Origin of the sequence: Microcoleus sp. OTE_8_concoct_300, assembly GCF_031383065.1 — a bacterium.
In the GTDB taxonomy this organism is placed as follows: domain Bacteria; phylum Cyanobacteriota; class Cyanobacteriia; order Cyanobacteriales; family Microcoleaceae; genus Microcoleus.
In genome coordinates this window covers 1-15,076 of record NZ_JANMZH010000835.1, presented here as the reverse complement: position 1 = coordinate 15,076, position 15,076 = coordinate 1, and the positions used below count along the sequence as shown (strand labels likewise).

Genomic DNA, 15,076 nt, shown 5'->3' with positions numbered 1-15,076 from the left:
ATCCTTGCTTTCTTCAATCAACACCATTAGCTGCTTGCAAGATTTCTTCATATAGGTTTTTGTACGCGCGAGCTTGCAGCTGTAATGTAAATTTTTCTTCAACTTTGAGGCGAGCGCTGCGACAGAGTTTTTCATGCCGATCAGGATCTTCTAAAACCCAAGCAATTCCTCGCGCTAAGTCTTCTGTTTCATAAGGTTTAGCTAAATAGCCATTTGAGCAGTGTTCGATCATATCCGGCAGTCCCCCGATATTGAATGCGACGCTGGGGATGCCACAGGCTCCAGCTTCAACCACCGTGTTTGGCAAATTATCGTAAACAGAAGGGGCTACGAAGACATCTGCTGCTGCATAAACTGTTGCTAGGGAGATATCATCTGCTAGATTACCCAAATAGTGAGCTTTAAAACCCAGTTCAACGGCATTTTCCGGTTGAGAAGAACCAAAAACCAGCAGCTCTATCCGATGTTTCCACCCCGACTTGCTCAGGCTTTGCAAAGCAGATACTAGCAGATTAAACCCTTTCCAGCGGTTGCTAGTTCCACCTGCAATTCCAAAGAGTAAAATTTGTTTATCTTTAGGTAAATTCAGGATTTCTCGCGCCCATTGACTATTGATGGGTTTGTACTTTTGAATATCGATGCCGTTAGGAATTACCTCAACTCGATAATCTTTGAACAAAGAACTAGAACTAGCGCATTTAGCCAACCAAGCACTAGGGCTAACGAGAGTTAGGTCAATATTTTTCCAAGCTTTACCTTTCCGCTGCCACACCCACCGGGACAGATCCGAATCTTTGCTGCTGTGCAGTTGCGGGCAGCTACCGCAAGATTTAGTGTAGCGTTCGCACTCTTCGCTGTAGTGGCATCCACCTGTAAAAGGCCACATATCGTGGAGCGTCCAGACTAGTGGTTTATTAAACTTCGGAACACTTTCTACTTGCATATAACCCCCACAAACCCAGTGCAGGTTAATAATATCTGGTTGAATTTTTGCCACTTTAGCAGCCAGGGAGTCCGGCAGCCATTCCGGAGAAAATATACCGCGATTTCTCTCAGGGTAAAGTCGCAATGGCGAGTTTGATATAGTTGAAATAATCTTATCAAACTTATTCGCAATGCCATTCTGTGACAATATGACATTCGGCTCGCCACTTTTCTTATTTTTCACCAGCATTTGCGAAGACACGCCAATCCCCTGCAAACCTTGGTGCAGCCTATAAGCGGCGCGGGCCGCCCCCCCTTCAGTATCAGAACTATTGAGAAGTACAACCTTCATTTCGCCTGCCTATCCTCTAGATTGATAGCTAATTTTACCTGATTTGTTTCAAAAGTTTACTGACTTTTTTTTGCACCTTCCTTACCAAGGGCGGATTGTAATCATATAAAGTGTTTTCTGTAAAATTATCTGCTTGCGTATCTCTAATTGCAAAGGGCGGGTGTTTCATCGGAAATGTCATAGCTTCTACAGGCATATTACTGTAAGGACTGTCAACATCCTCCGTATTAGTTCCCCCTACACCATGTCCGATATTAGAAGCTAAATTAACATTCGCAAGAATATTCATACCATTTTGAATAAAGCTAGCAAATGTCCACTGAAAAGCCCAACTCTGTAATTTTTTTTCATAACAAAGCTGAAAAGTATTTGTCCAAACTTTTGCAGCATGGGAGTCTCCCAGTACATCCATCAAAAAATTACCATCGCGAATTTCTGGCCACAGGTTCATATCTAAATCATAGTGCTGCCAAGCTCGCCTCCAACTTGCCCAGCTCCAGCAGTGATTGTAGCGAGAAAAATAGTAGCTATAATCAGTTCTTTTCCGCCCAAACTGAACATTTTGACCAGAGATTGACAGAATCCGCTGATCGTCTCGGTAACGGTCGAGCAATTCTTCAGCGAAGCGGAAAAATGTAGGATGAGGGAGACAGTCATCCTCAATAATAATTGCCTCTTCAACCGTATCAAACACCCAATTTATACCGCTAGAAACCCGTTTCCGACAACCCAAATTTACGTCGGCGTAATTTTTCAAAACTTCGCAGTCCCAATCTACTTGGTCAATAATAGCTCTAGCGGCCGCGCATTCTTTGTCTTCTCCAAGCCTATCTGGACGTGCGCCATCAGCAACTACTAGCAATTTGGGGGGTTTGGCCTGACGAATTGCCTCAAATACTCTAGCCGTTGTATCTGGACGTTTGAAGATGATAAAAGCGACAGGTGTTTGGATTTTGTAATTGGACATTTCTTGGACTCTATTTAATGGTTTTAATTATACTACGCTTTCCACAATCGTCTCGAGGGTATTGTGATTTGGCTTCCGGCGATCTTTGACTGGGGCTATGGTTGCCTACCAGTAGCCCATCAAAGCCAAAAAACTTAGCCGTCTCAGTGCCTAAATCGTCTCTTCTGTGAGCGTCCAACTTCTATCCTAGTCCTGATCTCCGGCTGCCTTACGGTTGTCTAATCTTAAATTTAGAATTGCTTGCCCTTCATCCACAGTAATTACTACTGGTTATGATACAATCAGCCCAGGAGGCATAATTGCAAGAGTTAGCTCGGGTTAGGAATAGAGATGCTAACATAAATATAGAACCCATTTGGGATCTTTTCTTGGAATACAAGGCGGACAGTAAAGCTGTTTTCAGCAACCCAGTGGACACAGGGCGCAAAACTAGGGAGCCATGATAGCAAAAGAGATGAAACCTATAAGGGCATAAGGCTTGCAGCTACAGACAGAGATCTCAAATGGGTTTTATAAATCCTACAAGATGATAGAATCCAACTTTCGGATTTATACTTTCTTGAAAACGTAAAGTGTTGATGTAATTTTTTGTTCTGCTTTTGTAGTTTTTGATATAGTCTTTCAATTTACTTTCACTTTTTTCCTTTGGATATAGCTCAGGAATTTTTTCTAATTTAATTACGGGCAAACCAGCTTTTTTACATGTTAACTCTAACGACTTTTCAGTAAAAAAATGTACGTGTTCTTTTGTGTCATATGCATTTGTATCCCGACTTCCATTTCTAAGTTCACCACAAGGAGTAGTCAAAAAAATCTTGCCACTATTTTTTAAATTTGCTTTACATAGCGACAAAAAATTTACCGGATTGTTTACATGTTCAACAACTTCCATCAACAGAATTGCATCAAATTTTTCGGTTAAATCTCCAAAACTATCAACCACTTTAAAACCAAAATTTATTAAATTTGGTTGGTTTTTTTTACTTGGTTCTATGCAAGTTATTGAAATATTAGGAAATACATCTTTCAAACTTCTTAAAATATGTCCAGTTCCAGCCCCGACATCTAATACGCTTTTGTTTCCAGATATAAAATCTCTTTTTTTCCAAAATCTTATCAATTGGTAGTTTCTATCTTTATATGTTTCATAAAGCTCGTCAGCATCCGGTTGTTCCATTACACCTTGGCCATCAATTTGATCCCCAATAAATAAATGACCGCAATCTTTAAAATGACACTTAAAAATATCATGATTATGTATGGACACAAAATCTTTAGATGATGGATTTCCACAAATAGGACATAACATATATTCAATTCTCCTCAAGTATAAAAAATTGATGTGAGAGTATAATAGCACTTGCTCGTATTACGGTGGTAAATGAGCAGTTGTACAGAAACTTACGCTAAGGCTGAAACTTTTACTGGATAAGGATTCGGGGAACTACTTTTTTTGTATCTCCAAAACTTAAAGAAGTGAAAATTAAACTGTACCAATTATAGCATGGATTATAAGGATTGTGGGAACTACTTTTTTTGTATCTCAAAAACTTAAAGAAGTGAAAATTAAACTGTACCAATTATAGCATGGATTATTTGGTACAGCTTTTTTGTACGGCACAGTGAGGATTTGAGGCTTTTAAATTTCAGATAGATCAATTGGTACAGGTTTATAGAACCCATTTGAGATCTTTCTAACTTACAGCTAATCGTAGGAGCATCAAGCGGACAAAACAAAGCTGGAGCTTGGCATTTGCCCGTTCAAGTGTCCGGTCAAAGTTTTTGACGCTTGCTTTTGCATCGCTCTACCCAAGCATTAGATCTCTCAATCACCCACCTAGCCTTAACTGGCACAAATCCTGATTTGCCTTTGGCTTCCTTTTCTGCTTTCGACGGTTTAGGTGAGAGTTGCAATTGGATCTTGGTCATGATTTCCGGGTAAATCAGTTCCAATGCGATCGTCAGCTTGTCAGGATGATAACCATTATCTAGCAAGATGGTAATTTTTGGAAGTTCCAGCGGTTTAGATTTGAAGTAATCAATATTGTGGGAGAGCATCTCAATCAATCCCTGGTCATCAGATACATTGGCAGGAGTGCAGTGAGTGAAGAAAGGAAAGCCTAATATATCTACCGCTAGATGTCTTTTAATCCCATTTGTCGCTTTGTAAAAACAAAAACATGAATGATTCAACACTAGCATTACAAGTGTTCTTCACTGCTTGCGAATCGATCATGATCAAGGTCGTCCACTGTGGTTTTTTTTTACTTGTTCGCGCATTCTTCCGTGTAACTCCGTCATGATATTTTTCCAAATGCCATCTTCACACCACTGCTTATAATGCCAGAATACAGTAGAATAGGGTGGCAGGTCTCTAGGTAAGTCCCCCCAATTGCAACCATTTTTGAGTTGATAAAATATCCCGTTCAGAATTTGCCGCTTTGTCCACACTGGTGGTCGGGTTTTCTTTTTTTGTGGTAACAACGGCTCGATAATTTCCCACTCTCGATCTGTCACATCGGTTGAATACCCCATTTTAGCCCTGACTTAGTTTCATTCCATTACTTCTGGCTATCATACTCTATCGCCCTAAATATCTCAAATGGGTTCTAAGTTCCTGATCGCGCCTTAACATTTTGCTTCTTTCTCTTTTCTACTACTTTTCAACATCTGAATTAACAACATCGGCAGTCATCTGGGATTTAAACCTAGACCAACCTAGAAGCATCACAGCCGCTATGAATGCCAGTGTATCATTTTTAGTCTGATACGGCAAAAATCTATAGCGAAAAGTAGCCATTCTAGGGTCGCTTTCTTGGTATAAAATATCTTGGGCAAAGTTCCCCCACCGCCCATCTATCAAATCAATTGTCATGCCAGCATGGCTAGAAGGCAACAGCATATTAGAGCCATGAAGACCAATTACTAAGCGGCTTTCTGAATAAACACGGCATATTTCCTTTTCAATTTTTTCATTAAAAGTATCCACCCTGTAATCTTCAATCCATTCTGGAAACTTAGTTTTTGTCCCCAAACCAGCCACTGCAAATTTTGCTTCAGGTACTTGCAACCTGATTTTCTCAAAGCACTGCTGAATTTTCACATTTTGCAATGCCAGTGCGATTTCTCCTTGATTCAGCTTTCTAAGACCTCGCAAGAGCAAAGGGTTAACTAACAGACGATCCTCCCGCCAAATAAAAGTAATCTTTATTTCTTTCTCCTCAAAGTTGTGTTTGGGTACTCCACTAAACCGCGTGATGTCAAACCGACTTGGATGAGAATAAGCTTCACTGACATAAATTTCTTCAAAGCGTTTAGTTTCTTTTTCAACAAACTCAGCGAAGCTGGGATAGTAATTTTGACCATTTTGTAAAGAAATAGGCACTGTCCAGACTTCAGCAACTCCCTCGGGAACCATCCACCTTAAAAACTTAGGAACTATCACCACTAATCCACACTCAGGATTGCCGTCTAAGTGCCTTTGTGCATTTAGCAACTTTAACAGGGAGTGACCATAAAGATGATCGATACAGTTTAAGATGATTGCTCGCTTGCACGGCTTAAAAATTTCTTTTGCAATCTCAAGTTTTTCGGAGCGAGGATTTTGGAGTGAGCTGAGTAACGCTTTCCCCAACCAATCCTTTGCGAAAGCATTCTCCGCAAAAACTGCTGCTTTCGTTAAATCAAGTTGCAGGGAGTTTGTGACTCCATGACCTACTTTCAGCTCGTCCATGATTTCGCTGCCACATCCGCCGCACTTAGAATCTATAACAATGTGAATTCCCTGCCACAAAATAGTTTTGGGATTGAGCTCGCTCCCACAATAGGGGCAATTTGAGCGCTGTTGGATGTTGGGTTTAATTTCGATCACTGTATCAATCCTCTGATTCTACGAGCTGCCTCATATAAGTTTAGAGAGCGCCAGATAAATTTTCCAAAAGGTCGCAATTCCTTAATCAAGAAATTGACCAATATAATCACGTAAAAATAAGTTATCAAAGTAGCCGCAGTTGCTCCAAAAGCTCCATACTTAGGAATCAGTAGCAAGTTTAATCCCACATTTAAAATAGAGCCAACCACAGTCAAGTAAAGACCGTAGCGCAACTGACCTTCTATGGTAAAGTAGGTGTTCCGCGCCACCCCAAAGTTACTGCCAAATTGTGCCCAAACATAGATTGCCAAAACTGATGCTGACTTCGCAAACTTTTCCCCGTAAAGCAGATGCACTATTAACGGAGAAAGCAATGAAATCGGGATTGCCACTCCCAGCCAAAAAAATATCATTATATCTGAATAAATTTGAAATTTATTTAGATATTCTTCATAATTATTTTTTCTCAAAGCTGCTAACTTCGGAAAAATAGAGCTTGATAGGATCATCGGTAAGAAATCGCAGATTTCCGAAATTTTAACAGCCGCAGCATAATATCCCAGTTCAGCATTTTTATTCATAGCACCGAGCATAATCTGATCGGTTTTCGAGTACACATAGACTGCCAATCCTGACAAAATTATCGGCCAACTCTCCAAGAGCAATTCCTTGCTCCGCTCCCAATTGAATTGCCAATGCTTAATTTTATTGCCAGTAAGCTGATAAAAATATACATAAGCCATGCCTACCATTGCCACCTCTACCAATCGAATGCAGGCGAAGGCAAGTAGGGGAGCCTTAAATGTTACCAACCCAATTCTGACAGCGGCGACCAAAAAAGATACCGAATTCTTCGCCAACACTGTATATTTTGACTGGACTTGGGACTGAAACCAAAAATTTATCGCCTCAAAAGAATTAAAAATAGTTCCGGCCGCGATGATGCCCACTAGCCAGCGAGTCAGGCTGTCATTCGGCTTAAATAGGGAAATCACGGTGACAGTTAACACCAGAGTAATCAGACCACCCATAAATTGCAGTCCGAAGGAAGTTCCGAGGGTCTCATTTTTGCATTCAGGGTTGCTAGCGATATCGCGGATGACGATTCGGCCCAACCCCATTGAGCCCACCGCACTAAACAGAGATACAAAGGCGAGGGCGTAGTTGAGCAAGCCAAATTGATCCGGCCCCAAATACCTAGCCACCCAAAGACCTACCACCAGACCCAAACCCATCTGTAAGATTTGGTCAGTGAACAGCCAAGCTATGTTGCTTAGTACCTGGCGCAGACCAGGCCCAAGCTTTTGACTTATCCCAGCTAGCTTGTCTAACATCAGAAGATTTTAAGTGTTTAGGAAAATATAAAGGCGGTTGTGGAAAGCTGGGCTATCCAGTAATATCACACTCGTTAGATGATATTATAGGACAGCTTACCACATCTGGGATACGTGCCAGGAACATTACTTCAGTCGACAGTGCGAGCTACAGAACGCCTTGGAGGGTTGCTGCTACTGTTGGAAGTGTTACTAGTATTATCTATGGCAAGTCTAACCGTCAACATTACGTAACTCAGCCAAGCATTCCCGGTTGTCACGATATAACCTTCTGTGATGTTGCTCATAATAATAGACACCAGAAAACAAATAGGCATTCCCGCTTCTTCCAGCGTGCTACGACTCAAATACCGGACTGCGTAAGCCAAATTAAGAAGCAGGGAAATCATCATTAAGATTAATCCAGGCCAACCGAAGGCTAACAATATTCCGATCGCGCCATTGTGAGGATTTTTCGGTTGAAATCCATTAGAAGTATAAATAAAATAAGCAGGAGTAGCGGGGCCTAATTTATCTTGTTGAAAAAATCCATAGTATCCGTAGCCAAACCAGGGGCGCTGGTTGACCGCATCAATTAACTGCGGCCAGAATTCGGTCCGCCCAGTTAGAGTCAAGTCTTTGCCTAACCCACCTACAATAATCTCCTCTAGGTTGTCTACTACAAAAACAGTCATAATTATGCTGACCACCAGGAAACATATAATCGCAGTAAATGCCCACTGAAAACTTAACTTTTTTAGAAAATTTAGCGAGGACACTGCAATTATTAATATTATAGTAACAACTAGAGCCCCTCCCGACTTATTAGCTCTCACCAGGTAAAAAGAAAAAAACATCAGTCCCAAAGAAATCCAGCGTTCTTTGTTAGTTTTAGCTCCTTGAGAATAATGCAAATACCAAAAAGCCGTACATAAAGCTAGGACTCCCCCGAGAGAATTTTTAGATTGCGTCAGGCCTACAAAGTCGCCTGCTCCCGGTGGTTTCATTATAAAACTTGCCAAACCCAGCGCCGTGTATCCCCACCGCCAAAAACGAGATAGATCATCCCATTTATATTGCGCGGCTAAGTAAAACCCGAAAGCAGTAAATCCTGAAAAAGCTAGGCCTGATCTTAGCGTTTCTTCAGGAACTAGAGACCATAATGTAGAGAGTGATGGCAGTAATGTATAAAGTAAAAAGAAAGGATTCATGATCAATACTTTGGCAAAAAAATCTATAAACTTGCTACCAAAAGCTTTGATACGAGAAAATAAAATTAATACTACCCACGGGTAAAAAAAATAAGGTAGCATTTTTAAAATACCGCCTTGTGGGTCTTGCAAATTAATAAAATGCAAGTAATTAAAAGGAGTTTGTGTGAGAAAGGGAGAGATGAAAATATACAAACCAGCAAAGGTTTTTTCTAAAGCCACACCTATTTTTTTACGGCTTGCCACTTGAAATAATAGCAAAGTCGCCATCACGAGTATAGCAATTAGCATCCATGTCAATGAAGAATTACCTAAAATCAGCTCTTTCAGAATTCTTCCTTTAGACACTGGTTTAGTCATAATTGCTTTCCTTTATCAAAAACAAACTCAAGTAATCTAGATATAAAATATAGCCGTTAACCCGCAACCACGCTAACACAGAAATTAGCCATAAAGCAAAAATACAGCATCCTTTTTTCGGTGATCGCTTAAAATAATGAGCTTTTTGCCCAGCACTAAAAAGGCTACACTTATATAAATCATAGTGGATAAAATTAGGTGGTGTATGGTTAAGACCCATTTTCCAAGAAAGATCGCCCGGTCGGTTGTGGGTCTGGTCTTGTTTACTTCCACAGTCATCGCTGACCCCAGAAGCACCCCGGCACAACTCCCCATCCCGCTAGGCGCAGAGCAAGTCCCGACTGGTGCGCCCGTTAGGCGATCGCCCGAAAGCTACAAACTCGGCGGTGGCGATCGCATTCTAGTAGAAATACTCGAAGTACCCGACCTGACTCGCGGCTACGAAGTGCTTTCCGACGGTTCTGTCAACCTCCCCCTGATCGGCCTGGTTTCCATCCGCGGTCGCACCTTAGTAGAAGCCACCAACATCATCCGCAACGCCTACCGCCGCGTCCTCAAAGACCCCATAGTCACAGTCAGCCTCGTCGCTGCCCGCCCCCTCAACGTCGGCGTCATCGGAGAAGTCACCAGACCCGGAAACTTCATCCTCACCCTGACTGCCGGCCCGGGGACCGCGCCGAGCGTGCAGTACCCCACCGTCACCCAAGCGATCAGACTCGCAGAAGGCGTCACGGGTATCGCCGACCTCCGCAACATCCGCGTCCGCCGTCCCCAAGCAGATGGCCCGGATCAAGTGCTCAACGTCAACCTGTGGAAATTCTTGCAAGAAGGAGACATCTCTCAAGACATCATTTTGCAAGATAGAGACACAATCGTGATTCCCACAATCGCCAACTTTAACCAAGCAGAAGCTCGCCAATTTGCGACAGCCAACTTTTCACCGCCGCCAGAAAAACCTCGATCAATCTCCATCGTTGGCCAAGTCACCCGCCCGGGGGCTTACGTCGTCATCGGCGGCAACACCACAAGCGAACTCAGCCGCCAAGGCTTCCCCACCGTCATCCGGGCCATTCAGCTCGCCGGCGGCATCACCTCCGAGGCCGACATCCGGCAAATCCAAGTGCGTCGCCTCACCAGAAGAGGCGAACAAATTATCCCAGTCAACCTGTGGCAGTTCCTAGAGTCCGGCGACGGCGCCCAAGATACCATCCTCCAGGAGGGAGACACGATCATCGTACCCAAAGCCACGATTGTCAACCCCGCAGAAGCTGGCGTGATCGCTAGCACTAACTTTGCTCCCCCCGGCATTAACGTTTATATAGTAGGAGAAGTCAGAACACCCCTCGATCCGGTGAGGCTCCCAGCTAATGCCACGCTGAATCAAGCTTTAATTTCCAGAGGATTTTTTGGCTACGAGAATACGAGAGCTAGAAGGAATCAAGTTGAGCTCGTCCGCCTCAATAACGACGGTACAGCTACTAAAAGGACGATCGAAGTCGATTTAACTCAAGGAATTAACGAAGAACTCAATCCTCAACTTCGCAACAACGACATGATTATTGTATCGCGCAGCGGTCTCGCCAACTTGGTAGACCGCATGAACGCTGTAATCGGGCCTGTCGGCCCAGCTACGGGAGTGTTAAATTTTATAAACATTTTCCGCTTTTTATTCAGGTAAGAACGCGACTGGTGAGGTGGATAATTCCTGGCAAAGGCTAGAATAAACTAAACAATAAGATTCCCCAGCCGCGACGCCGGAGCTTCAAAAATATCAACCTCAAAAATATCAACCTCAAAAATACCCAGGCTGAATATGGATAGCAGACAAGATTACCAACCCTTCACACCTAAATCAAATGGCAAACTGCCGGAGTTCTCTACAGAGAACTACAGAGATAACTTGGTCGAGGAGACAGAGGAAGAAAAGCTAGACTTGTCCTGGCTGTTAGGCGTCGTGCGCCGCCGCTTCCTGGTCATGGCAGCAGCCACCATTGCTTTAAGCACCCTCGCAGGAACAGCAATTGTCGTCAATTCTAAAAGCATAACTATCGACTATGAAGGCTCCTTTTCCCTGTTAGTAGAACCAGCCACGGCCGAAGGTTTGCTATCCAAACAATTAAACAACACCCTCGCTGCCGATTTAGCAAGAATTAATATAGAAGGAATTAGCTTAGTAGACTACGAAACCCAAATTAGGATTTTGCGCAGTCCCAAAATGATGCAGCCAGTGATTCAGGAATTGCGAGCTTGGTATCCCAACATGAACTATAGCGAACTGAGTTCAAAAATGTCTATCAACCGCCTCAGCTACGCGAAAGATGGCAAACAGCAAGGCACAAAAATTTTACAAGTTCGCTACAAAGATTCAGACCCCAAAAAAATTTACGGTGTATTGGATAAAATTTCTAAGGCTTATCTAGAGTACAGCTTGCAGCAACGGCTGCTGGGCATTAATCAAGGCATTAATTTTATAGATATGGAGATGCCCAAGCTCCGAGAAAGAGTGGAAGTTCTGCAATTGCAAGTCCAAAGACTGCGACAGCAGAGAAACTTGTTTGACCCCCTGCTAGAGGGAAAATCTCTGTCTGAACAAGTTCAAGGCATTCGGAACAAGCAAGTAGAAATCAGAGTACAGCTAAAAGGGATGCGCAACCTCTACCAAAGCTATGAAAAATTACTCAACGAAAATAATCCCCAGGGGCTGCTGGTCACCCAAGGACAAGCTTATGGCGGAATCTTAGGTCAAATTCAGAGAATAGACTCGGATTTGTCCATGAAATTAGCTCAGTACAGAGAAGACAGTTTGCCAGTTTTAGCGCTGCGAAAAAGTCGGGAAGAACTGATTTTAACCGCCACTCAACAAGCAAAAGAAGTGGTGATGGGAAATTTGGAGACTCAAATCGAACAAATTGAAGCGCAAGATCGCGAAATGACTGCTGTGCAAAAGGATCTCCACCAAAAAATTAGAACCTTTTCAGTGACAACCCGACAATACGAAAATTTACAGCAGGAACTGCAAGTAGTTACTAAGAGTTTGTCGGACTTCTTGGCAAAACGAGAAGCCTTGCGGATCGATGCGGCTCAGCAGCAAATACCCTGGGTGCTGATCAATCCTCCGGAAATTCCGCTAGACAACCGCGGCAGGTATATAACAGCTACCGTCAAACAAACCAAAAAACAGTTAACGCTGGCAGTAATTTTAAGCGGTCTGCTGGGCATAGCAGTCGGCTTGCTCGTAGAGATGCTAAATACTGTTTTCCACACTCCAGAATCACTGAGAATGGCTACAAGATTGCCTATACTAGGGGTGATTCCGTTTACCAAAAAAGTCAAGGACCGAGCGCCAGCCACACCGAGGAAACTCACACCGGCTCGCTCGAACTCCAAAGTGGAAGTAGTCGAACCGGGCGAAGCTAAACCTACTGCTCCGATGCTCGGGAGGCGAAGTATTTTCAGCGACTTGGACTATCAATTTTTAGAAGCATTTCGATCGCTCTACACGAACATTCACTTGCTCAGTGCAGGCAGGCCGATTCGATCGCTCTTAGTCAGCTCCGCCGTAGCCGGAGACGGCAAATCTACAGTAGCTTTGCACCTGGCCGCCACAGCAGCAGCAGTCGGACAGCGAGTATTGTTAGTAGATGCAGATTTACGCTGCCCGCAACTGCACGCTAAGTTAGGAGTGCCAAACCTGCGCGGCCTGGGCGATGCCATCTCCACAGACATCAGCCTCAACGACGCGATTCAGCGAGCGCCGAACCAAGACAATTTGTTCGTACTCACCGCCGGCCAAATTCCCCCCGATCCGATCAAGCTTCTTTCTTCCAAAAAAATGCACTATCTGATGGAGCAATTTCAAGCATTTTTTGACTTAGTGATTTATGACACCCCGCCACTAGCAGGCTTGGCAGACACCCACTTGCTCGCAGCTCACACAGACGCTACGATCATGGTCGTGCAAATTGGGAAAACAGACCGATCGCAAGTTCGTAAAGTTTTAGAAGAATTAAAAATTTCTGGAGCTTCCGTCTTGGGAATCGTTGCTAACGGCTGCAAAAACTCCGGTCACAGCTACCGGCAGCGCCCGGTCGTTTTAAAGACGCTCTACGACGAAAAACTATCGGCTTTAGGTACGAAAAATCCTAATTAGACAAATTTTGATGCAGGCGGCCCAGCGCCGCCGTCCTCAACCGGAAACGCACAACCAAGCTACACCCTCATTTTTTGATAAAAGTACCATTTGAGAAAGAAAATGATAGACTAACTGACAGAGCCTCGTGTGTCAACCGAGATTGCGCGGAGCTTTAATTTTGCGATAATTACTCAGAAAATGATTGAGAAATGAGCAAAAGTGGGTAAACTACATCTAGCAGAGCGCGATCTCAATCAGGAAAAGACACTTTTGAAGGTGAACGTTAGTGTAAACGTTAATGTGAACGTTTCAACCCAGAAACTTGGTAGGGATTATTCTATGAGTACAGTTATGGTTGTTGATGATAGCGTCACTCTGCGGGAGATGATCGCCGACTTGCTCAAAGGTAGAGGACTCAACGTCACGGTAGCGAGTGATGGCGTAGAAGCTCTAGAGCAAATCAAGGCTAACCGCCCGGATTTAGTCGTTCTGGATATCGTGATGCCCCGGATGAACGGCTACGAAGTCTGTCGCAGGCTCAAAAGTGACCCTAAAACTCAGAATTTGCCAGTGGTAATGTGTTCGAGCAAAAGCGAAGAGTTCGATCGCTACTGGGGAATGAAACAGGGAGCCGACGCTTACATCGCTAAGCCATTTCACCCTCAGGAATTGGTCGGCACTATTAAACAACTGCTGCGGGGTTGAGGTTGAGGAATAGGGACAGGAAAAAAATTGTCTTGAGTGCTTCTTATTTCTGCTCCCCCAGCCTCTCTAAACTACTCGATTGACAATAGTCCAAACATCCCCGTCGGAGCGCACGTAGGGAACAGTAATACTCTTAAAACCAGTAATAAAAGGCTTGTAATAAACCTGCCAGTAGCTGGGACTAATTTGGTCGGCGATGGCTTTGAGTCCCTTCACTTCCGCCGCCAGTTCGGCCGCCAGTTCATTAATCCGTTCCGCGTGTCCGTGAGCGAGCGCTCTTCCTTCTTCAACTTGCTGCTCCATCGGACTGCTTCTTTGCAAATTTACCGACTGCTGCTTTTTCTGACTCAGTTGAGCAGACAGAGCCACGATCGCATCATCAATCCCCTTGACTTCTGCCGACACTTGTGCTGTTTCCCTCGCGTGACGGCGGTAAGCATCGGCGATCGCTTGGGGCGAATCCCCAGCGGGGGCGATGGCGGCATTGCTAAGCTGCTGGCGTTCCCGGCGCAATTCCTCAATCTGAGAGTAAATTGCCTCTATGTCTGTCTGAAGTTTGTCCACTTAATTACCGTGGTTTTTGGATATCTTAGCATATTAACCCAAACTAATAAAGTGTTACACATAATAAAGAAACCAGTTTCTGGCGGGACGCACAATTGCCACTTCCCAATTACTAATTACCAATTCCCCATTACCAATTATTAATTAAGTTTTTTAAGTTGTTAGCGCTTGCTGCCTCAACTTGACTATAGTGTCTATCAAGATATCGGGTTGCACAGGTTTAGACAGATGCCGATCGAAACCCGCAGCAAAAGCACGATCGCGGTCTTCATCCCTAGCATAAGCCATCAGAGCTATCGCCCAAAATTTTCCGGACTCGGTGTTCTTTGAACGCAGCCTTCGTAGCAGCGAATAGCCATCTTCCTCCGGCATTCCGATATCGCTGACCAAAACATCCGGCCCAAACTGCTGGGCTACCTCAAACGCCTCAGCAGCAGACGATGCAGCCCTGACTGCGGGCCCTTCTTCTGCCAAGACAAACCTCATAAATTCCCGCGAATCAACCTCGTCATCAACCAGCAAAACCTTAACTCCGAGGTAAGGATTCAGGTCATGTGAAAAGCAGTAAAACCTATACGGTGTAACCATTTGATCGAATAATCATCAAATATCCATTCTTATTAAGAAACCCTGAAAGCTTTTATTTTCGTACCTATTGAGAATCAAGCTGTTGATTT

13 protein-coding genes are annotated in these 15,076 nt (G+C 43.9%); 3 read left to right on the top strand and 10 right to left on the bottom strand.

All coding sequences use genetic code 11. The features are described from left to right. Positions 1–13: 13 nt before the first annotated feature. The 8 genes from ACUVJL_RS37060 to ACUVJL_RS37025 form a co-directional block, all read right to left on the bottom strand. The gene (locus ACUVJL_RS37060; protein ID WP_445250376.1) at positions 14–1,276 is read right to left on the bottom strand and encodes a glycosyltransferase family 4 protein; all 1,263 of its coding nucleotides are present in this window, start codon (positions 1,274–1,276) and stop codon (positions 14–16) included. A gap of 34 nt (positions 1,277–1,310) precedes the next feature. After that, positions 1,311–2,243: a glycosyltransferase family 2 protein gene (locus ACUVJL_RS37055; protein ID WP_445250375.1), complete on the bottom strand. Its 933-nt coding sequence runs from the start codon at positions 2,241–2,243 to the stop codon at positions 1,311–1,313. A gap of 499 nt (positions 2,244–2,742) precedes the next feature. Further along, positions 2,743–3,552 carry a class I SAM-dependent methyltransferase gene (locus ACUVJL_RS37050; protein ID WP_445250374.1) on the bottom strand — a complete coding sequence of 270 codons (810 nt, stop codon included), beginning with the start codon at positions 3,550–3,552 and terminating at the stop codon, positions 2,743–2,745. Positions 3,553–4,016: 464 nt separating this feature from the next. Further along, positions 4,017–4,445: a transposase gene (locus ACUVJL_RS37045; RefSeq protein WP_445250373.1), complete on the bottom strand. Its 429-nt coding sequence runs from the start codon at positions 4,443–4,445 to the stop codon at positions 4,017–4,019. Positions 4,446–4,481: 36 nt separating this feature from the next. Beyond that, entirely contained in the window at positions 4,482–4,778 is a 297-nt protein-coding gene (locus tag ACUVJL_RS37040; RefSeq protein WP_442921526.1) for a transposase, read from the bottom strand. 121 nt (positions 4,779–4,899) lie between these two features. Beyond that, entirely contained in the window at positions 4,900–6,114 is a 1,215-nt protein-coding gene (locus ACUVJL_RS37035) for a hypothetical protein (protein WP_445250372.1), read from the bottom strand. Then, positions 6,111–7,448, bottom strand: coding sequence for a flippase (locus ACUVJL_RS37030; protein ID WP_445250371.1), 1,338 nt, complete (start codon positions 7,446–7,448; stop codon positions 6,111–6,113). Before ACUVJL_RS37030 ends, ACUVJL_RS37035 begins: the two co-directional genes overlap by 4 nt. A 131-nt stretch (positions 7,449–7,579) precedes the next feature. Further along, on the bottom strand, positions 7,580–8,998 hold the full coding sequence (locus tag ACUVJL_RS37025) for an O-antigen ligase family protein (RefSeq protein WP_445250370.1): 1,419 nt from the start codon (positions 8,996–8,998) through the stop codon (positions 7,580–7,582). 259 nt (positions 8,999–9,257) lie between these two features. Between ACUVJL_RS37025 and ACUVJL_RS37020 the strand changes: the two genes are divergently transcribed. From ACUVJL_RS37020 to ACUVJL_RS37010, 3 genes are all read left to right on the top strand, one after another. Further along, on the top strand, positions 9,258–10,676 hold the full coding sequence (locus tag ACUVJL_RS37020; RefSeq protein ID WP_445250369.1) for a polysaccharide biosynthesis/export family protein: 1,419 nt from the start codon (positions 9,258–9,260) through the stop codon (positions 10,674–10,676). A 135-nt stretch (positions 10,677–10,811) separates the two neighbouring features. Then, positions 10,812–13,148, top strand: coding sequence for a GumC family protein (locus tag ACUVJL_RS37015; protein WP_445250368.1), 2,337 nt, complete (start codon positions 10,812–10,814; stop codon positions 13,146–13,148). Positions 13,149–13,469: 321 nt separating this feature from the next. Then, entirely contained in the window at positions 13,470–13,835 is a 366-nt protein-coding gene (locus tag ACUVJL_RS37010) for a response regulator transcription factor (RefSeq protein ID WP_039886668.1), read from the top strand. 66 nt (positions 13,836–13,901) lie between these two features. On the opposite strand, the gene ACUVJL_RS37005 is transcribed toward ACUVJL_RS37010, so the two are convergent. Both ACUVJL_RS37005 and ACUVJL_RS37000 read right to left on the bottom strand, forming a co-directional pair. After that, positions 13,902–14,399, bottom strand: coding sequence for a hypothetical protein (locus ACUVJL_RS37005; RefSeq protein ID WP_445250367.1), 498 nt, complete (start codon positions 14,397–14,399; stop codon positions 13,902–13,904). 153 nt (positions 14,400–14,552) lie between these two features. After that, positions 14,553–14,987, bottom strand: coding sequence for a response regulator (locus ACUVJL_RS37000; RefSeq protein WP_445250366.1), 435 nt, complete (start codon positions 14,985–14,987; stop codon positions 14,553–14,555). Positions 14,988–15,076: the final 89 nt, after the last annotated feature.

What these genes read in the sequence shown, in the direction of transcription:
- ACUVJL_RS37055 (WP_445250375.1), bottom strand. Translation starts at nt 2,243, where the DNA reads ATGTCCAATTACAAAATCCAAACACCTGTCGCTTTTATCATCTTCAAA.
- ACUVJL_RS37050 (WP_445250374.1), bottom strand. Translation starts at nt 3,552, where the DNA reads ATGTTATGTCCTATTTGTGGAAATCCATCATCTAAAGATTTTGTGTCC.
- ACUVJL_RS37040 (WP_442921526.1), bottom strand. Translation starts at nt 4,778, where the DNA reads ATGGGGTATTCAACCGATGTGACAGATCGAGAGTGGGAAATTATCGAG.
- ACUVJL_RS37060 (WP_445250376.1), bottom strand. Translation starts at nt 1,276, where the DNA reads ATGAAGGTTGTACTTCTCAATAGTTCTGATACTGAAGGGGGGGCGGCC.
- ACUVJL_RS37030 (WP_445250371.1), bottom strand. Translation starts at nt 7,448, where the DNA reads ATGTTAGACAAGCTAGCTGGGATAAGTCAAAAGCTTGGGCCTGGTCTG.
- ACUVJL_RS37015 (WP_445250368.1), top strand. Translation starts at nt 10,812, where the DNA reads ATGGATAGCAGACAAGATTACCAACCCTTCACACCTAAATCAAATGGC.
- ACUVJL_RS37000 (WP_445250366.1), bottom strand. Translation starts at nt 14,987, where the DNA reads ATGGTTACACCGTATAGGTTTTACTGCTTTTCACATGACCTGAATCCT.
- ACUVJL_RS37025 (WP_445250370.1), bottom strand. Translation starts at nt 8,998, where the DNA reads ATGACTAAACCAGTGTCTAAAGGAAGAATTCTGAAAGAGCTGATTTTA.
- ACUVJL_RS37045 (WP_445250373.1), bottom strand. Translation starts at nt 4,445, where the DNA reads ATGCTAGTGTTGAATCATTCATGTTTTTGTTTTTACAAAGCGACAAAT.
- ACUVJL_RS37010 (WP_039886668.1), top strand. Translation starts at nt 13,470, where the DNA reads ATGAGTACAGTTATGGTTGTTGATGATAGCGTCACTCTGCGGGAGATG.